The organism is Pseudomonas sp. G11-1 (genome assembly GCF_024031555.1).
In the GTDB taxonomy this organism is placed as follows: Bacteria; Pseudomonadota; Gammaproteobacteria; order Pseudomonadales; family Pseudomonadaceae; genus Halopseudomonas; species Halopseudomonas bauzanensis.
The window spans coordinates 131,701-156,420 of the sequence record NZ_QEYQ01000006.1; the positions used below are offsets into that span (position 1 = coordinate 131,701).

The window sequence follows — 24,720 nt, forward strand, 5'->3', positions numbered from 1 at the left end:
GCGGCTGATTTTCCGGGGCATAGTATAGAGTTATTGCCTGAACGCTTGAAGTGAAAGCAGACGCATGTTTTGCTTGGTAAATTCGCTCAAACAGCTGATACAAATGCGAATTACGTGTATTGTTTCGACACTTTCAAGATTATGTCCCAGCAGGAGTCCTGATCAAATGAGCCATGAAAAACAATTCTATATCAACGGCCAATGGGTAGAGCCCAAGGGTGACCGTACGGTTGATGTGATCAACCCCGCCACGGAAGAGGTCGTTGCCACCATCGCTCTGGGTAATGAAGAAGATGTCAACATTGCTGTGGCTGCGGCGCGCAAGGCATTCGACACCTACTCACAGACCAGTCGTGAAGAGCGCATCGCCCTATTGGAGCGCATTCTCGAGATCTATCAGCGTCGCTCCGAGGAATTCGCCCAGGCGATCTCCCTTGAGATGGGCGCACCGGCCAAGCTGTCGAAATACGCCCAGGCTCCTTCCGGCACCGGCCATTTTGCTGCCGCACTGAAGGCGCTCAAGGAGTTCGAGTTCGAAGAGCGCATCGGTAACACCCTCGTGGTCAAGGAGCCAGTCGGTGTCTGCGGCCTGATCACCCCCTGGAACTGGCCGATCAATCAGTTGGCCTGCAAGATCGCTCCTGCCCTGGCCACTGGCTGCACCATGGTATTGAAGCCCTCCGAAGTCGCCCCCCTATCCGCCTTGCTGCTGGCCGAAGTGCTGGACGAAGCCGGGGTGCCGGCGGGGGTGTTCAACCTGGTCAATGGTGACGGTCCGACCGTAGGTTCGACCATGTCTGCGCACCCGGATATCGACATGATGTCCTTCACCGGTTCCACCGGTGCTGGTCGCCAGGTCATGAAGAACGGTGCCGAGACCATCAAGCGCGTCGCGCTGGAGTTGGGCGGAAAATCGGCCAACATCCTGTTGGATGATGCCAACTTCGAAAAAACCGTTGCCCATGGTGTCATGTCCTGCATGAACAACAGTGGACAGTCCTGCAATGCGCCTACCCGCCTGCTGGTCCCCAACAGCCGCATGGATGAAGTAGCTGCCATTGCCAAGGCTGTTGCCGCCAAGGTCAAGGCAGGAGCCCCCGATGCACCGGACACCACCATCGGTCCGGTGGTATCCAAGGCCCAGTGGAGCAAGATCCAGGATCTGATCGCCAAGGGCATCGAAGAAGGTGCCAACCTGGTTGTCGGCGGCACCGGTCGTCCTGAAGGTCTGGACAAGGGCTACTACGTACAACCGACCATCTTCAGCCATGTAACCACCGATATGACCATTGCCCGGGAGGAAATCTTCGGGCCGGTACTGTCGATCATTGGTTACGAGAACGAAGAAGACGCCATTCGCATCGCCAACGATACCCGCTACGGTTTGTCCGGTTACGTTTCTTCAGCGGAACTGGATCGCGCCCGCAACGTCGCCCGCCAGATCCGTACCGGCATGGTTCATTTGAACGGCGCCCCGCTGGATAACAATGCCCCCTTCGGTGGTTACAAGGAATCCGGCAACGGCCGCGAGTGGGGCCACTATGGCTTCGAAGACTTCCTCGAAGTGAAATCCATCTTCGGTTATTACGCCGAGAAGTGATCTCCAGGGGACCTTCCCCCTTGAAGGTACCGGTGGGGGCGGGCTCGCCCGCGAAGGGTTGCAGCAGCCCATTCGCGGCCAAGGCCGCTCCCACCGAGCCTGCTCCCGCAAACCCATCCCCCCAGTTAACCGCTTGAAAGCCTGAAGCTGGTGCTTGCCGGCATCGCTATTGGATCGGCGAGCTCGACATTTCCAGGATTTGCTAGTCTGAACCTGAGGCATCGTTATCGGATGCATGATCAAGGGGCGGATTGGTATGGCGCACGTTCGTGGGTTCTTCGTCTGGATGTTGACCGGCCTGATACTACTGGCGGCGGCGCTGACCTTGTTTCTGGTGCTGTTCGACTGGAACCTGCTCAAACCAACCATTAATGATCGGGTTTCCGAGGCGCTGGATCGGCCTTTCGCCATCGAGGGTGACCTGGCAGTGGCCTGGCGCCGAGAGCCGGAAACGAACGGCTGGCGGGCCTGGGTGCCGTGGCCGCACATCGCCGCCGAACACATGGTGCTGGGCAATCCGGAATGGGCCGAAGGCGACACCTTCGTCAGTCTGGAGCGGGTGGAGTTGCGACTGGCGCCCTTGCCGCTATTGCGCAAGATCGTCAGCATCCCCCGCATCGATGTGCAAGCCCCGAATGCAGACCTGCAGCGCCTGGCCGACGGGCGCAACAACTGGACCTTCGATCTGGGCAACGACGAAAGCGATCCATCCGAACCCGCATCCTGGGTCCTGGATATCGGCACCATTGGTTTCGATCAGGGCCAGATAAGGATCGACGATGCGATCAGCAGGCTTCAACTCGATTTGCAGGTCGACCCGCTGGGTGAACCCATCGCCTTCAGTGAAATCATTGGCGAGCAGGAGCAATCAGATGCGGCTGCGCCGCAGGATTATGTCTTCGCCTGGCGCGCCGAGGGTCGCTATCAAGGGCAGGCGGTGCAAGGCGAAGGCAAGATTGGCGGCCTGTTGGCACTGCAGGATGCCACGCTGCCATTCCCACTGCAGGCGGATGTCCGAGCTGGCTCCACCCGCATCCGTCTCGCTGGAACCCTGACCGATCCACTGAATTTTGGCGCCCTGGATCTGAACCTGCAGTTGTCAGGTACCAGCCTGGGCAATCTGTATCCCCTGACCGGCGTCACCCTGCCGGACAGTCCACCCTACTCTACCGACGGCCGGCTGCGTGCCGAGCTGCAGGCTCCTGAAGGGGCAACTTACCGCTACCAGGATTTCAACGGGCGCATCGGCGACAGCGATATACACGGCGACCTGACCTACGTGGCCGGAACTCCCCGGCCCAAGCTGTCCGGCGAAGTGGTCTCCCGGCAGTTGTTGTTCACCGACCTTGCGCCGCTGATCGGGGCCGATTCCAACGCAGAGAAAGAGGCGCGGGGCAGCGACGCCCGACAACCTGCGGACAAGGTGCTGCCGGTCGAGGAGTTCCGCACCGAGCGCTGGCGGGCGATGGATGCCGACGTGCGCGTGCGCGGCCAGCGCATCGTGCACAGCGAGAAGCTGCCCATCACGGATCTGGACGCCCACGTGGTGCTGGATGACGGCCGGCTGCACCTGTCGCCACTGAAGTTCGGCATAGCCGGTGGCGTGCTCAACGCCGATATCGAGCTCAACGGTACCAACACTCCGCTGCAAGGCCGGGCGGATCTGAAAGCACGGGGTTTCAAGCTCAAGGAGCTCGCGCCAAGCTTCGCACCCATGCAGACCAGCCTAGGCGAACTCAATGGCGATGCCGAGCTGCGCGGGAGCGGCAACTCGGTGGCCGCCCTGCTGGGCAGCGCCGATGGGACGGTACGTATGGTGATCAATGACGGCACGGTGAGCCGCGGCCTGATGGAAATCGCCGGGCTCAACGTGGGCAACTATGTGATGGGCAGGCTGTTCGGTGATGAGGACGTACAGATCAACTGCGCGGTCGCCGACCTCGCCCTCGATAACGGTCTGATGAGCACTCCATTGTTTGTCCTGGATACCGAGAACGCGTTGATCGAGATTGACGGCACAGTGAACTTCGCCAGCGAAGAACTGGATCTGGACATCGCCCCCAGTTCCAAGGGCATGCGTATCATCTCCCTGCGCTCCCCGCTCTACGTGCAGGGCACCTTCAGCGAGCCGCGCCCCGGGGTTCACGCCGGGCCGCTGGCGCTGCGTGGGGTGGGCGCGCTGGCGCTGGGTGCACTGGCACCACCGGCGGCCCTGCTGGCATTGATCGCACCCAGCGGCGAACAGGCCAGCCAGTGTGGAGAGTTCCTGCAGCAGATGCGCGCAGGAGGGGATTGAATGATGATAGTGACCCAGTGCCCAGCGTGCTGGACAACTGACATTTGATCAACCTAACGGATGCACCTGATCCTGCAGCGGCACCGAGACCGACCAGCCCAGCTCGCGGCCGCCGGAGCCGGAGATGATGCGCGTGCCGCCGTGGGTCAGCAGGTTTTTGGAGCCGGTAACGGTACCGGCGCCGCCAAGACAGGTCAGAGTCAGCATCGTCACTCACCCCCAAGGTTGGCATAGTCACTCAGGTCCGCCAGCTCCCAGCCGGTCACCGCGGCGGCGGCGCGGATGGCATCGACCCAGGTACAGCGGTTGGCGCGCAGCATGCCCGGTACATCCAGGGTGCCGCCACGGCTGATATAGCCCAGCGCGCGGGTTTTCGCCAGACCGCTGTCGATGCGACGCAATATGCCGAGCATGGGCTCGGGGCGGGTGTGAGTAAGGATGACCCGCGGCATGCCGGGCGGGAACAGGCGATTCAGGGTCGTATCATCCACTACGAAGGCGCTTTCCAGCTCGTCCCGCGGGATGCGCAGCCGGCCCGGCTCGATGATCACGGTGACACAGACGGCATGTCCGGCGCGCTCAAGTGCAGCCTGGGCCTTGAGCGCCTCCTCCAGCTGGTAGGCGCCGATGGCAATCAACTGCAGGTCGGCACTGGCCGGATCGCCCAGCACATGGGCCGCGCCCTGCTCGACCAGCGCCTCGGCCTGCGGCCCGTCCAGATACTGCTGCACATCGCGCTTGGACACCACCACGCAGGCCAGTTGTCCGCGACCGGCATACACCGAGCGCATGGCCGCCACTGTGGTATTGCCGCCCACCGGGAACAGCACGCGCACGGTGTCGGACATCTCTCCCAGCAGCGCCTCACCCATGGTCGGGTCCTGATGGGACTGCTCGTTCTTGGAGTTCTCCCAGGTATGAGAGGTGACGATAAGGGGTACCGGCAGCCAGGCCGGCTGCTGGCCCAGTTCCTTCTGGCGGCGTACAAAGATGGCTTCCTGACGCATCAGGCCGAGCATCTTCACGGCAAAGGCTTCATAACTGACGATCAGGTTGAGCCCGGCCTTGTTGGCCAGCGCTGCGGCCGCTATGGCCTCTTCATTGAGGGCGGTAATGACAGCGCCGTGCAGATCTTCATGAACGCCCGGTTCCGGCTCGTTGACCCGGTGCTTGAGCAGAGTCAGGGTCTCGCCCATCTTGTTACTGGCCAGCTCGTCCGGGTTGCCGACGCGAACGCGCAACGCGGGGTTGGCCTTGACCAGCTCGACGAACCAGTTATCCAGTGCACTCATGGCGCTGTTTTCAGTGCCCACGGGCTGCCACTTCGGCTCTGGCAGACTGGGCGCGGGCGGCTGGCGATGCACCAGCGGGTTCTGGCTTTCCAGCGACCTGCCCTGCTGCTGGTGATTGGTCAGTGTAGCCAGTGACTGCTCCAGTTCGACACGGGGCACATACAGCGCCTGGGCGCTGGTATTGAACAGCTCCCGGGCAATCACGTCCTTGAAGGGATTGGTCACCAGCGGCAGGTTATGTGCAGCGTTGGTCCCGGCGCCGGGGAAACCGAAACCCTTCTCGGTCTCGGCGATGATGTAGGGCAAGGCCGCCGGATAACGACGCTGTGGGTCATCGGCAAAGGTCTGCAGCTTGTCTTCGGCCATGATGATGGCCCAGGCAAAGGCGGCGGGATCGCGACCGTCGATGATCACCGGGTCGAAGCCATTGTGCCGCTGATCTTCGGCCAGCCATTGGGCGCCGCCTTCCTGCACTATCTGGGTGCGCTGCTCGATGCGCCGACCGTTGAGGATCATCACCGGAATCGCCATCCCGCTGTCCTCGGCACGCCACCAGCGCGGCGCCCAGTCCGAGCCACGCTGCTCCTCGAAGGCGCCATCACTTAAAAAGGCCACCAGACTTTCGCCGGGCAACGGCATATGAATGTACTGCAGCTCGGCAAAGCCCAGATAGCCGCCCTCGGAGATGGCGCCTGCGGTGTTCGGGCCGGCGTGGCTGCCCAGCGGCGCGGCGGGCAGGCCGGTGTCGTCGGTTGCGTAGGAGTAGAAGTCCTGGCACAACTGCGCCAGCCCGGCCGCGCTGCGGTCATAGCGGCCCTGCTGGGCGGAGGATACATCGCCGGTCAGGGCGTTGACTGCCTCGATGGCCGCTACGCAATGCCCCTGCCCCATCAGCCAGGCCCGAGTCTTGCCGGTCAGGGCGTTGGCCAGCAGATAACCGACAAAGGCCGGCACCATATTCAGCGCACCGCCGGTATGCCCTTCGGGAACAGGCTTGAAGTCCTCAGCGGCCAGCGGCTTGCCGTCCAGGTCGATGCGCTGGGCGTAGGTCATGTGGGCGACCACATTCATGCCGGCGCAGGTCAGCCGATCGGCGGCGGCGAGCATGGCGTGGAACTGCTCGGCATTCGCCACCCGACCGTCACCGGTCAGTTTTTCGCACAGAGCGGCGATTCGCTCGCGGGTGTCCTCGCGGTGCGTGATCGGTCCGTAGCCTGCCAGCCAGTGACTCTGTGCGTTCTTGATAGTGTCCATTCTCTTACTCCTTGTAAGTTCAACTGGGGCCAGATGAACTCAGGCCATGCTGTGGATGGTCTTTCTGAAGCGCAGCAAGGAAGCGCCGAACAGCGCACTGCCTATCACCATCAGCGCCAGAAAGTTGGGCCATACGGTTTCCAGCCCGGCGCCCCGATAGAGGATCGCCTGGCCGAGTTCGACGAAGTGGGTGGTGGGGGCTGCCAGCATGATGTTCTGCACCAGCTCGGGCATGCTTTCACGCGGTGTGCTGCCGCCGGAGAGCATCTGCAACGGCATGATGGTGAGCATCATCAGCATGCCGAACTGGGGCATGTTGCGGGCAAGGGTAGCGAGGAAGATGCCCATCGAGGTGGTGGTAAACAGGCAAAGCAGCACACCCAGAAAAAACAGCGGCAGGGAGCCCTCTATGGGCACGCCGAGCAAGCCGCGCACCACCAGGTTGAGTGAGATGGCCCCCGCCACCAACACCACCAGCCCGGTGGACCAGATCTTGGCCAGCATGATTTCACCGGGGGTTACCGGCATAACCAGCAGATGCTCGATAGTGCCATGTTCCCGTTCACGGATCAGCGCTGCCCCGGCCAACACGATGGAGAGCATGGTGATGTAGTTGATCACCTGCATCAGGCTGCCAAACCAGGCCCGTTCCAGCGCCGGGTTGAAGCGCGCACGCAACACCAGCTCGACCGGAGCCTGGGCCAGGCCCTGGTGACGCTGGACGAAGGTGTTGATCTCGCCCATGACGATCTGCTGCACCGCCCCGCTGCCGGTGAACGCCTGGCTCATCCGGGTGGCGTCCACGTTCAGTTGCAGATCCGGGCTGCGCCCGGCCAGCACATCGCGCTGAAAACCCTGGGGTATGTACAGGGCAAAGGTATGCTGGCCCGAGTCCATGCCGGAGTCCATCTGCCCCATGCTGATCATCTGCGGCGTGGTGAAATTCGGCGGATAGAAGGCCGATGTGATCTGCCGGGACAGTGCCGAGTCGTCCTCGTCAACGATGGCGATGGGCGCGTGATTGAGGGTTTCCGGCATCGCGTTCGCGCCGGAAAACACGCCGACGGTGAAGACGTAGGCGATCAGCACCAGCATCATGGGGTCGCGCCCCAGACTCCAGAGTTCCTTGATCCCGAGCCGGTAGACATTGGCCAGACTGCGCAATTTCATGTCAGCGCTCCTGTTTCTTCAGCATCAGCACGGCCAGCCCCATGATCACCGGAACCGACGCCAGCATGGCCCAGTAGGCCCCCGACAGCTCTCCCAGCCCCAGCGCCTTGTTGAACACGCCGCGACTGATATTGACCATGTAGGTGGCCGGGTACAGCTCACCGATCACCCGACCGAAGCCCTCCAGCGATGAGACAGGATCAATCAGTCCGGAGAACGTGGTGGCCGGTACCATGGTGCCGATCATGGCAAAGAACATCGCAGCGATCTGACTGCGGGTGACCGATGAGGCCAGCAATCCCATGCCGGTGGAGGCAAAGCTGAAGATCAGCGCGGCGAGGGTCAGGGCGAAGAAGCTGCCGGTGACCGGCACCCCGAATACCGTGACCGCCAGCAACATCATCAACAGGTAGTTGAGCATCGACAGCGCGACATAGGGCAACTGCTTGCCGAGCAGGAACTCGCTGCGGGTCACCGGGGTGACATGGAAGTTGGTGATCGAACCGGTTTCCTTCTCCCGCACCACCGCCAGCGCGGTGAGCATGGCCGGGATCATCAGCAGCAACAAGGGAATGATCGCCGGAACCATGGCCGGCAGGCTGCGCACGTCGGGGTTGTAGCGAAAGCGCGTCTGGATCTCCGCCGTCACCGGCAGTCTGCCCAGCCGCTGACTGATCTGTTCGCTGACCCAGTGCTGGTGCATACCCTGCACATAACCCTGCAGGGTCTCGGCCCGTTGTGGCATGGCCCCGTCGACCCAGGCACCGATCTGCGCCTGACGTCCGGCCAGCAGATCCCGGGTAAAGCCGGACGGGATTTCGATGGCCAGCGAGACCTCGCCGCTGCGCATGCGCCTGTCCAGTTCGTCGTAATCGCTGATTGGCGGTTGCTCGATGAAGTAGCGCGAGCCGGACAGCTGCAGAGCGTAGTCGCGACTCAGGGTGGTCTGGTCCCGGTCGAGCACGGCGTAACGCAGGTCCTCCACATCCATGCTGATGCCGAAGCCGATGACGAACATCAGCACGAGGGAGCCGGCCAGCGCCAGGGTGGCGCGGATCGGGTCGCGCTGCAGCTCCAGCACTTCGCGCCACAGATAGCTGAACATGCGCTGCATGCTGAATGCCTTGCGCCGGGGCAGCGCGGCCTGTGCCTGCTGCGACAGCCCGGCACCGGACTCGGCCTGGGGCGCGTCCTGGGTACCGGCGCCCGCCTCGAGCAGATAGCCGATGAAGGCCTCTTCGAGATTGGCCGCGCCGCGCTTTTCCACCAGTCTGGCGGGCACGTCGCTATCCAGCACCTCGCCCGCATGCATCATCGACATGCGGTCACAGCGTTCGGCCTCGTTCATGAAGTGGGTAGACAGGAAGATGGTGACGCGATCCTTGCGCGACAGCTCCACCAGCAGTCGCCAGAAGGCATCCCGGGCCACCGGGTCGACGCCGGAGGTGGGCTCATCAAGGATCAGCAGTTCCGGCTTGTGCACCATGGCCACCGCCAGCGACAGGCGCTGGCGCATGCCCAGCGGCATATCCGGCGGCAGGCTGTCGGCGGCATCAGCCAGATCGAAGCGCTGGATCATTTCCTTCACCCGCCCGGGGATTTCGTCCTCTGGCACGGCAAAGAGTCGGGCATGCAGTACCAGGTTCTGCTGGACGGTCAGCTCGCTGTACAAGGAGAAAGCCTGGGTCATATAACCGACCCGACGGCGGGTCTCGATATCCTTCGGACTGACCTCCTGGCCGAACAGCCAGGCCTGGCCTTCACTGGCCGGCAGCAGGCCGGTGAGCATCTTCATGGTGGTGGTCTTGCCGCAGCCGTTGGAGCCGAGGAAGCCGAAGATCTCGCCTCGGCGGATGCGGAAACTGACATTTTTCACGGCGACAAAGTCGCCGAAGCGCAGCACCAGATTCTTCGCTTCGATGGCGATGTCGTTCTCATCGACATCCAGCGGCGGGATGGTCACCGGCGCGTGACCACGCTTGCGCTCCTGTGGCAGCAACGCCACGAAGGCGTCCTCCAGCGACGCACTGGCGGTCTGCTCCATGAGTTCGGCCGGGGTGCCGGTGGCCAGTACCTGGCCGGCGTCCATGGCCACCAGCCAGTCAAAGCCCTGGGCTTCGTCCATATAGGCTGTGGCGACCACCACGCTCATGCCGGGGCGCTGCTGGCGAATGCTGTCAATCAGCTCCCAGAACTGAGCCCGCGCCAGCGGGTCGACCCCGGTGGTCGGCTCGTCAAGGATCAGCAGGTCCGGATCGTGGATCAGCGAGCAGCACAGCCCGAGCTTCTGTTTCATGCCACCGGACAGCTTGCCGGCCGGCCGGGACAGGAAGCTGTGCAGCCCGGTAGCCCGGGTCAGCTCATCGATACGCCGACGCCGCTCCGCTGCGTCGTGGCCAAACAGCCGAGCAAAAAATTGCAGATTCTCTTCCACCGACAACGTCGGGTAGAGGTTGCGGCCCAGCCCCTGGGGCATATAGGCGATGCGCGGACAGACCTGATTGCGATGCTCGCGCTGGGCCATGTCGCCCCCCAGCACCTGGAGCTGGCCTGCCTGCAGGCGGCGTGAGCCGGACAGCAGCGCCAGCAGACTGGACTTGCCGACGCCGTCCGGGCCGATCAGTCCGACCATGCAGCCGGCGGGCAGCGCCAGGTCGATGTGCGCCAGTGCGCGGGTCTTGCCGTAGCTGAGGCTGATGCCCTGCAGGCGGGCGACCGGATCCTTATTCACTGTCATGCGCGGCCATCAGGTCGGGATGCACCGCGAGGGATTCGGGCCACTCCGCGTCCGCATCCAGCTTGAGCCAGGCCACACCCGGTACACCGGTCTTGACCTGATCCAGGTAGCGCTGCAGCAATGCCGGTGGCAGTTGTGCGCGCACCCGGAACATCAGTTTTTCCCGCTCGCTGGCGGTCTCCACGGTCTTGGGGGTGAACTGGGCCTGGCTGGCGATAAAGGAAACCCGCGCCGGCACCACGTAATCCGGCGCTGCATCCAGTATCAGGCGGACTTCGCTGCCCAGGCCTACACGCCCGGCGGCGGCTTCCGGCACGAAGAAGGTCATGTATACATCCGACAGATCCAGCAAGTTCAGCACCCGGCCTCCGGCGCCCAGCACCTCGCCCGGCTGTGCCACACGCACCTGCACGCGCCCGTCCCGCGGAGCCTTGAGCTCGCTGTCAGCCAGGTCGGCATTGATACGGTTTATGCTGGCCTGCACCGCGCCGACCCGGGACTCTGCGCCGGTCTGCTGGGCCTTGGCCGCTTCCACGGCAGCCCGGGCGGCCAGCACCTGAGCCCTGGCTGCTGCCACCCCGGCCTCTGCGCTGCGCGCGCGGGCGCGGTCATCATCCCGCTCCTGACGGGACACCGCCCCGTCGATGGAGAGTTTTTCGGTGCGCTGCATGCGCCGCTGGGCGGAGTACAATTCGGCCTCGCGCTGCAGTACTACGGCTTCCATCGCTGCCACATCGCTTTCGCGCAGGGCAATCTGCGCCCGGGCAGCGGCTACGGCAAACTCCGCCTCGCGGTAGCCGGCCAACGCCTCCTCATGCTGCGCGGTAAGCGTATCTACCTGCATGCGCGCCAGCACCTGGCCTCTGGAAACGAAATCCCCTTCGCTTACCAGTACCTCCTCGACCCGCCCCGGCAGCTTGGTGGCGACATCAATCTCCGTGGCCTCGATGCGGCCGTTGCCAACGACAAAGCCCTCACCGGGCCCCTGATTCGCATGCTCGGACCAACCGTACCAGCCCAGCAGCACGAGGATGCCAATGACTGCAGGAATCAACACGCGCTTATTGGATAGAACGGAAGAGGCCATATGCAGTGTCCTTGTAACGAGATGGGTGATTACTACTGCCAGTCTAAGCCAAGCGGCATGACCCGGGGATGAGCCAGGTCAAACAATGGGGTTTAATTGGGTCAGTGCCGTGTTGTAGGCAAAGCCCAGAGCAGGTTCTGTCGAATGTTGCTTATGGTGGCCCTGGACAGGGCGATGGCGTTCGATAGCCGGTTACTTGATCTGCGTCAGGCTGGCTGATAGCAGCTGAGCTAGGCTGGGGTGGTTTCCTGTTCAACACGCAGAGCTGATTCCATCGATTATCAGGAGAACCCCCGTGACCAAGATGATGAAAGCGGCGATATTTATCGAGCCTGGACGTATCGAGCTGACCGATAAGCCCATCCCCGATGTAGGTCCCAATGACGCACTGGTGCGTATTACCACCACCACTATTTGCGGTACCGACATCCACATTCTCAAAGGTGAGTACCCTGTCGCCAGAGGCCTGACTGTCGGTCACGAGCCGGTGGGTGTGATCGAGAAGCTGGGTAGCGCGGTGCAAGGCTATCAGGAAGGCCAGCGCGTTATTGCTGGAGCAATCTGTCCCAATTTCAACTCCTATGCCGCCCAGGATGGAGTCGCTTCGCAGGATGGGAGCTATCTGACCGCCGATGGCCGTTGCGGCTGCCATGGTTACAAGGCAACGGCAGGCTGGCGGTTTGGCAATCTGATCGACGGTACCCAAGCGGAATACGTGCTGGTGCCGGACGCGCAGGCAAACCTGGCACCGATCCCTGACGGGCTGACCGACGAGCAGGTGCTGATGTGCCCGGACATCATGTCAACCGGTTTCAAGGGGGCTGAGAACGCCAATATCCGCATCGGGGACACCGTGGTCATCTTCGCCCAGGGCCCGATCGGACTGTGCGCTACCGCGGGAGCGCGGTTACTCGGTGCCACCACCATCATCGCCGTGGACGGCAATGAGCACCGTCTGGGCATTGCCCGGCAGATGGGCGCGGATATCACGCTCAACTTCAACAACTGCGACGTGGTTGACGAGGTAATGAAGATTACCGGCGGTCGTGGGGCTGACTCGTCCATCGAGGCGTTGGGTACCCAATTGACCTTCAGCCAATCGCTGCAGGTGCTCAAACCCGGCGGTACTCTGTCCAGTCTGGGCGTGTATTCCGAAGACCTGAGCATTCCGCTCGGCGCCTTTGCTGCGGGCCTGGGGGATCACCGGATCAACACCGCGCTATGCCCCGGCGGCAAGGAGCGCATGCGCCGCCTGATGAACGTGGTTGCTTCCAGCCGCTTGGATCTGGGTGTGCTGGTTACCCACGAGTATGGGCTGGACAGGATTGTCGAAGCCTACGACCTGTTTGCCAATCAACGGGACGGCGTACTGAAAATCGCTATCAGACCCTGATCAGCGGTGAAGTGGCCGGCATGGAAAGAGCCGGCTGCTTCATGGCGTCGCTACCCGGCTTACTCAGGTTTACGCCATACTCGGGTTCCAGCTGTCCCCTGCAGAATACCCAGAGCATCTTCCAGCCGCCCAATTCCACTGATTGCCCCATGTTCTGCAAAGTCAGCGGCTGCGGTGAGTTTCGGCCCCATTGAGCCGGCTGGTAAGTCCAGCGCCCGGGCCTGCTCTATCGTCAGCGAGGTAATTGCCTCCGCGCTGTCTGTACCGAAGTCCCGGTAAATTGCATCAACGTCGGTCAGTAGCAACAGCACATCAGCCTTGAGCTGCTGCGCCAGCAGGGCACTGGCAGCGTCCTTGTCAATCACCGCCTCGATACCCAGCGTACTGCCATCGTCGCGACGGACGATGGGGATACCACCGCCCCCGGCGCAGATCACCACTACCCCCTGCTCCAGCAACAACTGGATTACTCTGATGTCAGGGATTTCCAACGGTCTGGGTGAAGGCACGACGCGGCGCCATTTGTCGCCGTCCTGGCCGATGTGCCAGCCAAGTGTGTCCGCCCGGGATTCGGCTTCGGCTCGCTCGTATACCGGGCCGATGAACTTGGTCGGATGATCGAATGCAGGGTCGTGCTGATCGACCACCACTTGCGTCAGCAGTGTTGCCACTGCGCGCTCATGGTTCAGCGCATTCTCCAGCTCCTGCTCGATCACGTAGCCGATCATCCCTTCGGTTTCCGCGCCCAGCATATCCAGTGGATAGGGTTCGTCAGGTTTGTAGGCCGCCGTTCGCAGTGCCAGCAACCCCACCTGCGGGCCGTTACCATGGGTTATTACCAAGTCATGGCCAGCGCGGATGATGGCTGCCAGGCCCTCGGCGGCGATGCGCACATTGGCGCGCTGGGTACGGGCGGTCAAAGGTTCGCCGCGCTTCAACAGGGCGTTACCGCCCAGAGCTGCAACTACCAGCATTCTCAACCTCCCAATGTAGCGACCAGCACAGCCTTGATGGTGTGCATGCGATTTTCCGCCTGATCAAACACGATCGAGGCGGGGCTTTCGAACACCTCATCAGTAACCTCCATGGCAGCGATGCCGAACTTCTGCTCGATTTCCCTGCCCATGACCGTTTCGGTGTTATGGAAGGCCGGCAGGCAGTGCATGAAACGTACACGGGGATTGCCTGTTCTGGCCATGAGTGCGGCGTTGACCTGATACGGCAGCAGCAGTTTGATCCGTTCGGCCCATTTTTCCTCTGGCTCGCCCATGGACACCCAGACGTCGGTATAAACGAAATCCACCCCCGCTACCGCGCTGTCAATGTCGTCGGTAATCATGATTCGCGCGCCGGTGGTGCTGGCAATCTGCTCGGCCTGTTGGCGGATATCGGCAGACGGCCAGCAACTCTGTGGCGCACACAAACGCACATCCATGCCCATCTTGGCGCCGCCAATCAACAGGCTGTCGCCCATGTTGTTGGCCGCATCGCCAATGAACACATAGGCGATGTCCCGCAGTGGCTTTTCCGCATGCTCCTGCATGGTCAGGAAGTCGGCAAGCACCTGGGTGGGATGAAATTCATCGGTTAAGCCGTTGTACACCGGTACCCCGGCATACTGGGCCAGTTCTTCGACCACGGCCTGCCCGTAGCCCCTGTACTCTATGGCGTCGTACACACGACCGAGCACGCGGGCGGTATCCTTGACCGACTCCTTGTGCCCGATGTGGCTGCCGCTCGGCCCAAGGTAGGTGACATGCGCACCCTGATCAAAGGCCGCCACCTCGAATCCCACGCGGGTACGGGTGGAATCCTTCTCGAAGATCAGGGCAATCTCCTTGCCGCGCAACTGCGCTACTTCGGTACCCGCATATTTGGCCGCCTTGAGGTCGGCTGCCAGCCTCAGCAGGAAGGCGATTTCACGGGGAGTAAAGTCCCTCAAGGTAAGAAAGTGCCTGTTGTTCAGATTGAAAGCCATGGTTCAATACCCTTGTCGGTCAGAGAGCATCACGTATGGTTGGGCAGCTCATGCAGCGTCCGCCGCCGCGGCCACGGCCCAATTCCGCGCCAGGCACCTGCAGCACCTCGATTCCGGCCGCTTCCAACGCAGCATTGGTGTCGTCATTGCGGTCATAGCCGACGACTACGCCGGGGCTAAGCGCCAATACGTTGTTGCCATCATTCCATTGCTCGCGCTCGCGCTCTGCAGGCGTGTCCCCACCGGTGGGCACCACGACCAGAGATTCATACCCGAGCAGATCCGCAACCACATCGAACATCGGGCGCGGGTCCTGGGTGAACGAGAGATGCTTGCCGCCCTGGCCAGGACGAATGTCGTAACACACCATCTGGTCGGACACTTCCTTGAAGGCGGTGACCACATTGCCGCCACAGAAAGTGAACACCGTATCCAAGTGCATCGCCGCACGGCTGCTGGGCATCTGGCAGGCCACCACACGATTGACCGTGCCGCGCTCGAATAGCGCATTGGCCAACTGACCGATAGCCTGGGGTGATGTCCGCTCGCCCATGCCGATCAGCACGGCGCCGTTACCGACCGGCATGATGTCGCCGCCCTCCAGGGTGGCCAGCGCGTGATCCTTGAGCGGGTCGCCCCATATTTCCTCGACCTTGCCAGCAAATTTGGGGTGAAAGCGGTAGACAGCGGTCATCAGCAGAGTTTCCGGCTTGCGCGCAGCCCAGTACATAGGGTTCAGGGTAACGCCGTCATAAATCCACGCGCTGTTGTCGCGGGTAAACAGGAAGTTCGGCAAGGGTGGGAGAATAAAGCCGAAGGGGCCCAGGTGGTTACCGAACAATCCACTCGGGTTGAATGGCAGGTCATTTACCTGCAGACCACCGATAAGAAATTCAGCCAGCTGTGTGCCCGGCAACCCATCCATCCAGGCACGCAGCTCGGAAACCATACCCACACCAACATGATTCCAGCTGATCCGGTGGTCCAGAATCCAGGCACGCGCTTCGTCGATATCCAGGGTTTCAGCCAGCAACTCGTTGACGTCGAGCACGTCTACCCCGCGGGCGCGCATCAGCTCGACGAACACATCGTGATCCTTCTGCGCCTGCTTGACCCAGAATACATCGTCGAACAATAGTGCATCGCAGTTGCTGGGCGTCAGTCGGCGGTGAGCCAGTCCCGGCCTGCAAACAATAACCTGCCGAAGAATACCGGTCTCAGAATGGACACCCAGTTTGTAGTCAGTCATGCGAAAATCCTCGTCAGTTGGCGGATTACAGTAAGGTACCGACACTGATCACCAGCGTAATAAACAGGATAAGAGTCAGCAGCAACGGCCAGATGAAAACCAGCCAGCGGTCAAAGGAAACGCGCGCAATGGCAAGTCCACCAATTACCACCGCAAAGGTTGGGTTAATGAGGTTGACCAGTCCGTTGGCTGATTGAAAGGCGGTAACCACCAGGTCCCGGTTCACGTAGGCGAAGTCCGCCAGCGGCGCAAGAATGGGCATCGACAGTACGGCAAGCCCGGATGAAGACGGCACGAAAAAGCTCATGCCCACCTCAATCCAGAACATCAGGTTAATAAAGGCAAGCTCCGATAACCCGCCCAGACTGTTTTCAGCGCTGTGCAATATGGTGTCGGCGATCATCCCTTGTTCCATGATCACCACAATCCCGCGAGCCAGACCCACCACCAGCGCGACCCCAAGCAGGTCTCGGGCGCCATCGACAAAGCTGCCGGTCAGCCGCTTTTCACCCAGACGTCCAACCAGACCGATGACAATGGCTGCACCAAGGAACAGCGCCCCCATATTGGCCATCCACCAATCCTGGGAGGATACGCCCCAGATCATGACCACAAAGGTAAGCGCAAAAATGATCAGAACAATCTTCTGGGTAACGCTCAAGGTCGCTTCTGCCAGATTGTCCTGTCCGCTCAGAAAAACCTGACGGTGCGCGTCAAGTTGCCTGGCTACCACCGAACGTGACGGATCGGCCTTGACCCGTGCGGCGTAACGCATGACATAGGCAATGCAGATAACCAGTCCGCCGATCAACAACACCATGCGCAGCATCAGGCCATCGGTAAAAGGAATGTTCGCTGCGTTGGACGCAATCACCGTAGCGAAGGGGTTGATGGTGGAGCCCAACACGCCTATGCCTGAACCGATCAGAATGATTGCCACGCCGGTTACTGCGTCATAACCGGCGGCGATGATGATCGGAATGAGAATGATATAAAACGCGAGGGTTTCTTCCGCCATACCATAGGTTGTGCCACCGATAGCGAATAACACCATGAGGATCGGGATCATCCAGATCTCTCGGCCTTCAAGCCGCTGCATGACGCTCCGAATACCGGTATCAATCGCACCCGTGGCATTCACCACCCCGAGGAAACCACCGAGAAACAGCACAAACAGCGCTACATCAATCGCATTGGCGGCATAACTGTCGGGGTCATAGAAACCGGCGGTAGGTGCCAGCATGACATCCACAAAACCTTGCGGATTGGGTTCGACAATCTGGTACGTGCCGGGTACGGCCACCTCGCGGTCGATTTCTTCACTCATCACACGCTCATACTGCCCAGCGGGGATGATCCACGTAAGTGCAGCAATCAGAGCAATCAGAAGGAACAGAACCGTATAAGCGGTCGGGAATCGGCTTGCCAGAACCTCGTCCGGATTCTGTTCTTGTGTATTTTCTTCAAGCATTGTCATTTCTCCTGCCCATGGGCTTTACCGAAGACCGCCTGCGACTGCAAAGCCGTGGAAAATATCGGTCAGCCAGAAGCTGGCGCTGGACACCTACAGCCGGAGCATAGGCCGCGCTTACATTAAAAGAGATGACATGAATCAATAAAAACCAATGTACTTATAGCCTTCGGCCGAAGGCTATGCGACAAATTGAAGGAGGCTGAGCATCTCTCCAGCCATGACATAAAAGGTCCGATCTCTATGACTCATCAGGGGAACAAGGGTGCCGCACAGGCAGCCCGGAAACAGGATTGGCACACGGTAAACCATGAAGATCTGGAGCACCGGTTAAACACTGGCTCCGCCGGACTGTCGGAAGCTGAAGCTGCGCGGCGGCTTACTGAACACGGATTCAACCGCCTCGCGCCACCCAGGCATCAAGGACCGCTGCTGCGCTTTGTGCTGCAGTTTCACAACATTCTGCTGTACGTGATGCTCGGCGCTGCGCTGATCACGGCGCTGCTTGGCCACTGGATCGACACCGCAGTATTGTTTGGAGCGGTGCTGATCAATGCTGTCATCGGTTTCATCCAGGAGGGCAAGGCCGAGGCCGCTCTCGACTCCATTCGTTCCCTTTTGTCTGCCCACGCAACCGTACTGCGTGACGGCGTACGCCGCGAAATCGATGCCGCTGAACTGGTGCCCGGTGATGTGGTACTGCTGGCTTCGGGTGACCGCGTCCCGGCCGATCTGCGGCTGATCGAGGTCAAGGACCTCAAGGTGGAGGAGGCAACGCTCACCGGTGAGTCCATGCCGGCGAGCAAGTCCACCGATGCGGTGGACATGGATGCGTCGCTCGGTGACCGTCATGGTATGGCCTACTCCGGCACCCTCGTCGTCTACGGCCAGGCTCGTGGCATTGTTGTGGCCACCGCCGGCGCCACCGAGCTGGGCCGAATCAATCAGATGCTGACCAGCATCCGCAACCTGTCGACGCCTCTGCTACGTCAGGTTGACCGCTTTGGCCGCGTGCTGGCATTGGTCATCCTGGGGTTCTGTGCGCTTACCTTCCTGCTCGGCACTGGGCTGCGCGGCCTTCCCGCATCGGATATGTTCATGATGGTAGTGGCGCTGGCAGCCTCCGCCATTCCCGAAGGGCTACCAGCAATCATGACCGTAACCCTGGCCCTTGGCGTGCAGCGTATGGCGCGGCGCAATGCGATTATCCGCCGCCTGCCGGCGGTCGAGACGCTGGGTTCGGTCACTGTCATCTGCTCCGACAAGACCGGTACGCTGACCCGTAACGAGATGACGGTGCAGCGGGTGGTGTGTGCGGACCAGATATTCGATGTGGACGGCGTCGGTTACGCCCCGCGGGGAGATGTCAGCATTGCCGGAAAGGTTGTTGACCCGGCGCAGTACCCGGCACTCCACCTCGCGGTGCGAGCCGGTGTGCTATGCAATGACGGGCGTTTGCGACAGACCGGCGACCAGTGGCATATCGAAGGTGATCCCACCGAAGGCGCGCTGCTGGCACTGGGCGGCAAGTTGGGGCTCACCCAGGATGAAAGCAGCGCTGCCTGGCCGCGTCAGGATTCAATCCCCTTCGAGTCGGAACACCGGTTCATGGCCACCCTGCATCAGGACACCGAAGCCCAGCCGTGGATCTTCGTCAAGGGCGCGCCGGAGCGGATTCTGGATATGTGCTCGCAGCAAACAAGCCGCGACGGTGATCAACCACTGGATGCCGATTACTGGCGGCGTATGGCAACCGATATTGCGGCCCAGGGCCTGCGCCTGCTGGCCTTTGCCTGCAAACGGGAGGCGCCGGGCGGCATGGGTCTGGCTCTTGCCGACGTGGAGAGCGGCTACAGCATGCTGGCACTGGTCGGCATTATCGATCCGCCGCGGGAGGAGGCAATTCACGCCGTCGCCGACTGTCGCCGCGCCGGCATTCAGGTGAAGATGATCACCGGTGATCATGCCGAGACAGCCAGGGCCATCGGCGCCCTGCTGGGTATCGGCGTAGGCAAGCCTGCGATCACCGGGGCCGAGTTGGCGTTGATGGATGACGCCGCCCTGCGCCGGGTAGTGATGGAGGTGGACATCTTTGCCCGTGCCAGCCCCGAGCAGAAGCTACGTCTGGTGCGGGCATTGCAGGATGATGGCCAGGTCGTCGCCATGACCGGGGATGGCGTCAACGATGCGCCCGCGCTGAAACGCGCGGATGTTGGCGTGGCCATGGGACTGAAAGGCACCGAGGTGGCCAAGGAGGCATCGGATATGGTCCTGGCCGATGACAACTTTGCCACCATTGCCAGCGCCGTGCGCGAGGGTCGTGCAGTCTACGATAACCTGAAGAAATTCATCCTGTTCATGCTGCCAACCAACGGGGGTGAATCCCTCATCGTGCTAACAGCGATCCTGTTCGGTCTGACCCTGCCGCTTACCCCGGCGCAACTCCTGTGGATCAATATGGTGACCGCAGGGGCACTGGGTCTGGCACTGGCCTTCGAGCCGGCGGAGCGAGGCATAATGCAACGGCGGCCGCGACCGCCGGGCGAAGCGCTGTTATCCGGATTTTTCGTCTGGCGGGTATGCCTGATCTCGGTACTGATGGCGACGGGCGCACTGGGCCTGTTTCTCTGGGAACTGGAGCACGGCGCCAGCCTGGAAACCGCCCGCACCATGGCGGTCAATGCGGTCGTGGCTGCGGAGATGTTCTATCTGATCAACAGCCGCTATATCCTGGCCTCAGTGCTCAATCGCGAAGGGCTACTGGGTAATCGTTATGTGCTGCTGGCCATTGCCGCCTGCGCATCCCTGCAACTGATCTATACCTATCTGCCGGTAATGCAAGGTATCTTCGGCTCGGTCGGCCTGGCGCCGGGACAGTGGCTCAAGGTGCTCGGCGCAGGTCTATTGGTATTTGTTGGTGCGGAACTGGAGAAACGCCTGATCCGCAACACGTGCTTTGCGCCTGCGGCGCTTCGTTAATTCTCTTATACACGTGTGCCATTGGTGTAGGAGCGCACATTGCTGGCTGGGATGGAACCCGGCCCTTCAGGATTCCGAGCAAGTAGCGGAGCCGGGAACCAGACACAAAAAAGGGGCTTCGCGTTAACGGAGCCCCTTCTCTGTTCAGGCCAGCATCAACCCAGTGATTTCACCGCGTCAATCATCTGCACCATGACCTTCTGCGCGTCCCCGTAAACCATGGACGTATTATCGGCATAGAACAGTTCGTTCTCCACGCCGGAGTAACCCTTGCCCTGGCCACGTTTGACCACGTAAGCCTGACGCGCCATGTCGACGTTGAGGATCGGCATGCCGTAGATCGGGCTGGACTTGCGGTGGCGGGCGGCCGGGTTGACCACGTCGTTGGCACCCAGAACGATAGCCACGTCAGCCTGCGGGAAGTCCTCATTGATATCTTCCAGGTCATGGATGATGTCGTAGGGGACACCGGCCTCGGCCAGCAGTACGTTCATGTGGCCAGGCATACGACCGGCAACCGGGTGGATGGCAAACGCCACGTCCACGCCCTGCTTCTGCAGCAGCTTCACGAACTCGTACAGCTTGTGCTGGGCCTGGGCGACCGCCAGACCGTAGCCCGGAACAATGATCACCTTGCTAGCATAGTACATGGCGATGGCGGCATCGGAAGCATCCGCTGGCTTCATGGTGCCTTCGATATCCCCGTCTTCACTGCCGTCATCACCGCCAAACTGGCTGAAGATAACATTGCTGACCGGACGGTTCATCGCCTTGGCCATCATCAGCGTCAGCAGAGTACCCGCCGAGCCAACCACGGTACCGGCAATGATCATCGCCGGGTTCTGCAACACGAAGCCCTCGAAGGCAACGGCCAGACCGGTAAAGGCGTTATACAGAGAGATCACCACCGGCATGTCCGCGCCACCGATCGGGGTGGTCAGCAGCACACCCAGTATCAGCGCAAGAATGAAGAACAGCGCGATCAGCGGGAAGGAAATGCCACCCTCAATGCCACTGGCCACGATGTATGCGCCCAGTGCCAGGGAGCCGAGGAACAGCACCAGGTTGATCAGCTGCTGGGCCGGCAGGCGGATGACGCCATTCATGCGGCCATCAAGCTTGGCCCAGGCGATCAGCGAGCCGGACAGCGCCACCGCACCGATCAGACCACCGAGTACCGCCAGAATGGAGACCACCACGCCATGGGACTGGGCGTTGCCGGAAAACAGCTCGGTGGCCGCAATGGCTGCGGCAGCACCGCCACCCATACCGTTGTACAGGGCGACCATCTGCGGCATGTCGGTCATGGCGACCTTCTTGCCGCTGTACCAGGCCCAGCCCAGACCCAGACCCAGCGCGATCAGCACCAGCGCCACGTTCATGGTCAGGTGTTCCTGGGCCGCTTCACGTACGTCAAAGCCGTACAGGAAGGCAGCCAATACCGCCAGTACCATGCCGATGCCGGCAATCAGGATGCCCGAGCGCGCGGTAACCGGGCTGGCCATGCGCTTGAGGCCGTAGATGAACAATAGTGCCGTGAGAAAATAAACGGCTTCGATTATAAATTGACTCATTGGATGTTATTCCTTGTCCGCTGTACCTTGGCGCTTGTCGCTGGGCTTGAACATCTCCAGCATGCGCTCAGTCACCACATAGCCGCCGGCGGCGTTGCCTGCGCCCAGCAGCACACCGAAGAACCCGATGACCTGCTCCAGAGTGGAGCCTGCATTCAGCAGTGCCCACATGGCGCCGACCACGACGATACCGTGGACGAAGTTGGAGCCGGACATCAGCGGCGTGTGAAGAATGGCCGGTACGCGACCGATGATTTCGTAGCCGGTGAACGCGGCCAGCATGAAGATATACAGGGCTACAAAGCCGGTAATGGTAGTTACTGGATCCATGATCATCCCTCAGCAGATTCGATGGCCTTGCGAGCGGCCTCGTTGCGGATTTCACCGGCATGGGTCAGTACCGCGCCGGCCAGAATCTCGTCTTCCCAATCGATGGCCAGTTCGCCATCCTTGATCATCAGGCCGACCAGGTTCTGCAGGTTGCGTGCATACAGTTCGGACGCATGCTCGGCCAGACGGCTGGGTACGTTGAGCGGGGCAACGATGGTCGCCGGTCCGACTTCAACGGTTTCGCCAGGCACGGTCAACGGCGTGTTGCCGCCGCCTTCTGCCGCCAGATCGATGATCACAGAACCGGGCTTCATGCCCATGATCTGCGCTTCGCTGATGATCTTCGGGCTCGGGCGGCCGGGAATCGCTGCGGTGGTAATCACGGCGTCGGCCTGCTGGATATGGCGGGTGACGACCTTCTCGACCTGGGCCTTCTCCTCATCAGTCAGCTCACGGGCATAACCGCCCTCGCCGCTGGCGGAGACACCGGTATCGACGAACTTGCCACCGACCGATTCAACCTGCTCCTTGACCTCGGCACGCACGTCGTAGCCCTCGATCATGGCGCCCAGGCGCTTGGCCGTGGCCAATGCCTGCAAACCGGCGACACCGGCACCCATGACCAGCACTTTGGCCGGACGCAGAGAGCCGACCGCGGTGGTCATCATCGGCAGAATACGATTGAGGCTGGTGGCGGCCATGAGGCCAGCGGCATAGCCGGTCAGTGCGGCCTGGGAAGACAGTGCGTCCATCGCCTGGGCGCGGGTGATGCGCGGTACCAGTTCCATGGCGAAGCAGGTGATCTGGCGATCACGCAGCGCCTTGACGATCTCTGGTTCCCGGTGCGCATAAACGAAGCAGCACAGAACGGTGCCCGGTGCCATCTGCTCGATGTCTGACAGCTCCGGCGGTTGTACCCGGAAAATCAGCTGAGCATTGGTCGGAGAAGCAGTAATCTGCACCCCCTCCTTCTCAAAGGCATTGTCGGGAATTCGTGCTGCCAGGCCTGCACCCGGTTGCAAGGAGCATTCAATGCCCAGCTTTGCCAACTTGGTGGCGACGGAGGGGACCAGAGCTACACGTTTTTCGTGTTCGCGTGTTTCCCCGGGGACAAACAGACTGACCGGCATGGGGTCTCCTTTTCCTACTTGTTTGTTTTATTCAATCCAAAAAGCGGGGGCAAGGATACACCAAGTGCAACTAGACTTTTGTATTCAATTTGAAAAGAAGCGGCGTAAATTACAATTAATTTGTCCGTTAGATGAAAAAAACAGGGGAATTCCGTGAAATAACGGGAAATTCAGGCGCTTCCCCTGTTTCCACTTGAGCACATCACCTGGCGAGAACCAGCAACCAGACCGGCAAGGTGATAGCGGCCATGACCGTTGATAGAAAGATCACCGAACCCAGTATGCGCATGTCCTCGCGCCCCATGGCAAAGGCCAGTACGTTGATCCCGGTCGGACAGGCCGCCATCAATACCAGGACAGTACGCGCCTCGGTGGTCAGGCCCGGCATCAGCCAGCCCATCCCCAGCACGAGCAACGGAAAGACCACCAGCTTGGCCGCGGTCAGCAAAGCCATGGTGCCGCTCAGGTAAAGTCGGTAGCTCGCCAGACTCAACCCCAGCATCAGCAGTGCAGTAGGCAGCGCCGCTGCGGCCAGCATCTCGACGATATGCCACAGTGGGCCGGGAATGGGAATACCGGCCAGGTTGACCAACCCACCAAGGAACAGCCCGATGATCAGCGGATTGGCCAGACTGGCGAGCAGCCCTCGCCAGTCGATTCTTTCCTCACCCTTGCCACCCCAAAAAGCGTTATAGATGCTTTGCAGGGTAAACAGCAGCAAGCTGTGGAATGCCAGGACGGCAAACAGATAGACCAGGCTCTCAGCGCCCAGCATCACGGTGATCAGTGGAATGCCCACCAGCACGTTATTGGAATAGCTGGCAGCCAACCCCATGGACGAAGGCCGTCCCAGCCGCCGATGCACCAGCAGATTCACCACGATGAACACCACGAAGGCTGGCAGGTAATAGCGCATCAGGAGCAAGGGTGAGAGAGCTTCGGCCAGATCTGCCTTGGCCAGGCCGGAGAACAGCAACACCGGCATGAACAGCTTGAAAGTGATGATGCCCAGGGTTGCGTGCCCCTCGGCAGGGATGATGCGTCGGGCACCGAGAAACCACCCCAGAAATATCAGACCGAAAACAGGTACCAGGGCATTGAGCACAACCATCGAGATCTCCCGGACAGCTCGGAAAACAACTTCCGATCAAGGCGCGCAAGTGTAACAGGATGATTCGGA

17 protein-coding genes are annotated in these 24,720 nt (G+C 61.1%); 4 read left to right on the top strand and 13 right to left on the bottom strand.

The window, feature by feature from the left end:
* Positions 1 to 166 precede the first annotated feature (166 nt).
* Together DHB74_RS15385 and DHB74_RS15390 are read left to right on the top strand one after the other, a co-directional pair.
* Complete coding sequence (locus DHB74_RS15385; protein WP_036989764.1) at positions 167 to 1,600, top strand: aldehyde dehydrogenase family protein; 1,434 nt, start codon at positions 167 to 169, stop codon at positions 1,598 to 1,600.
* Positions 1,601 to 1,856: 256 nt separating this feature from the next.
* Positions 1,857 to 3,896 carry an AsmA family protein gene (locus DHB74_RS15390; RefSeq protein WP_499161902.1) on the top strand — a complete coding sequence of 680 codons (2,040 nt, stop codon included), beginning with the start codon at positions 1,857 to 1,859 and terminating at the stop codon, positions 3,894 to 3,896.
* A 48-nt stretch (positions 3,897 to 3,944) separates the two neighbouring features.
* Here the strand turns inward: DHB74_RS15390 and DHB74_RS15395 are convergent, their stop codons facing one another.
* The 5 genes from DHB74_RS15395 to DHB74_RS15415 are packed head-to-tail and all read right to left on the bottom strand — an operon-like array spanning position 3,945 to position 11,436.
* Positions 3,945 to 4,103 carry a hypothetical protein gene (locus tag DHB74_RS15395; RefSeq protein WP_499161904.1) on the bottom strand — a complete coding sequence of 53 codons (159 nt, stop codon included), beginning with the start codon at positions 4,101 to 4,103 and terminating at the stop codon, positions 3,945 to 3,947.
* Between the two features lie 2 nt (positions 4,104 to 4,105).
* A complete protein-coding gene (locus tag DHB74_RS15400; protein WP_499161906.1) occupies positions 4,106 to 6,442 on the bottom strand; it encodes a phosphoketolase family protein in 2,337 nt (778 codons plus the stop codon).
* 39 nt (positions 6,443 to 6,481) lie between these two features.
* Positions 6,482 to 7,606: an ABC transporter permease gene (locus DHB74_RS15405; protein WP_499161927.1), complete on the bottom strand. Its 1,125-nt coding sequence runs from the start codon at positions 7,604 to 7,606 to the stop codon at positions 6,482 to 6,484.
* A 7-nt stretch (positions 7,607 to 7,613) separates the two neighbouring features.
* Complete coding sequence (gene rbbA, locus DHB74_RS15410) at positions 7,614 to 10,349, bottom strand: ribosome-associated ATPase/putative transporter RbbA (RefSeq protein WP_499161908.1); 2,736 nt, start codon at positions 10,347 to 10,349, stop codon at positions 7,614 to 7,616.
* Positions 10,336 to 11,436, bottom strand: coding sequence for an HlyD family secretion protein (locus DHB74_RS15415; RefSeq protein WP_499161910.1), 1,101 nt, complete (start codon positions 11,434 to 11,436; stop codon positions 10,336 to 10,338). Before DHB74_RS15415 ends, rbbA begins: the two co-directional genes overlap by 14 nt.
* 295 nt (positions 11,437 to 11,731) lie before the next feature.
* On the opposite strand from DHB74_RS15415, the gene DHB74_RS15420 reads away from it, so the two are divergent.
* Complete coding sequence (locus tag DHB74_RS15420; RefSeq protein ID WP_036989760.1) at positions 11,732 to 12,829, top strand: NAD(P)-dependent alcohol dehydrogenase; 1,098 nt, start codon at positions 11,732 to 11,734, stop codon at positions 12,827 to 12,829.
* Positions 12,830 to 12,888: 59 nt separating this feature from the next.
* Here DHB74_RS15420 and arcC read toward each other — a convergent pair whose 3' ends face one another.
* Genes arcC through DHB74_RS15440 form a run of 4 tightly spaced genes read right to left on the bottom strand, consistent with a single transcriptional unit; the run spans position 12,889 to position 17,527 of the window.
* Positions 12,889 to 13,803 carry a carbamate kinase gene (gene arcC, locus DHB74_RS15425; protein WP_499161912.1) on the bottom strand — a complete coding sequence of 305 codons (915 nt, stop codon included), beginning with the start codon at positions 13,801 to 13,803 and terminating at the stop codon, positions 12,889 to 12,891.
* Positions 13,804 to 13,805: 2 nt separating this feature from the next.
* Positions 13,806 to 14,807: an ornithine carbamoyltransferase gene (locus DHB74_RS15430; RefSeq protein ID WP_499161914.1), complete on the bottom strand. Its 1,002-nt coding sequence runs from the start codon at positions 14,805 to 14,807 to the stop codon at positions 13,806 to 13,808.
* Positions 14,808 to 14,826: 19 nt separating this feature from the next.
* Positions 14,827 to 16,056, bottom strand: coding sequence for an arginine deiminase (locus DHB74_RS15435; RefSeq protein ID WP_499161916.1), 1,230 nt, complete (start codon positions 16,054 to 16,056; stop codon positions 14,827 to 14,829).
* 25 nt (positions 16,057 to 16,081) lie between these two features.
* The gene (locus tag DHB74_RS15440; RefSeq protein ID WP_499161918.1) at positions 16,082 to 17,527 is read right to left on the bottom strand and encodes a YfcC family protein; all 1,446 of its coding nucleotides are present in this window, start codon (positions 17,525 to 17,527) and stop codon (positions 16,082 to 16,084) included.
* Positions 17,528 to 17,770: 243 nt separating this feature from the next.
* Between DHB74_RS15440 and DHB74_RS15445 the strand changes: the two genes are divergently transcribed.
* Positions 17,771 to 20,506 (top strand): cation-transporting P-type ATPase, encoded by a 2,736-nt coding sequence (locus tag DHB74_RS15445; RefSeq protein ID WP_036989755.1) that lies wholly within the window; start codon positions 17,771 to 17,773, stop codon positions 20,504 to 20,506.
* A 155-nt stretch (positions 20,507 to 20,661) separates the two neighbouring features.
* On the opposite strand, the gene DHB74_RS15450 is transcribed toward DHB74_RS15445, so the two are convergent.
* From DHB74_RS15450 to DHB74_RS15465, 4 genes are all read right to left on the bottom strand, one after another.
* Complete coding sequence (locus tag DHB74_RS15450) at positions 20,662 to 22,080, bottom strand: NAD(P)(+) transhydrogenase (Re/Si-specific) subunit beta (RefSeq protein WP_036989754.1); 1,419 nt, start codon at positions 22,078 to 22,080, stop codon at positions 20,662 to 20,664.
* 6 nt (positions 22,081 to 22,086) lie between these two features.
* Complete coding sequence (locus DHB74_RS15455) at positions 22,087 to 22,410, bottom strand: NAD(P) transhydrogenase subunit alpha part 2 (protein WP_036990338.1); 324 nt, start codon at positions 22,408 to 22,410, stop codon at positions 22,087 to 22,089.
* Positions 22,411 to 22,412: 2 nt separating this feature from the next.
* Positions 22,413 to 23,540 carry an NAD(P) transhydrogenase subunit alpha gene (locus tag DHB74_RS15460; protein ID WP_036989752.1) on the bottom strand — a complete coding sequence of 376 codons (1,128 nt, stop codon included), beginning with the start codon at positions 23,538 to 23,540 and terminating at the stop codon, positions 22,413 to 22,415.
* 202 nt (positions 23,541 to 23,742) lie between these two features.
* Positions 23,743 to 24,651 carry an AEC family transporter gene (locus tag DHB74_RS15465; protein ID WP_074781224.1) on the bottom strand — a complete coding sequence of 303 codons (909 nt, stop codon included), beginning with the start codon at positions 24,649 to 24,651 and terminating at the stop codon, positions 23,743 to 23,745.
* Between the last annotated feature and the right edge of the window lie 69 nt (positions 24,652 to 24,720).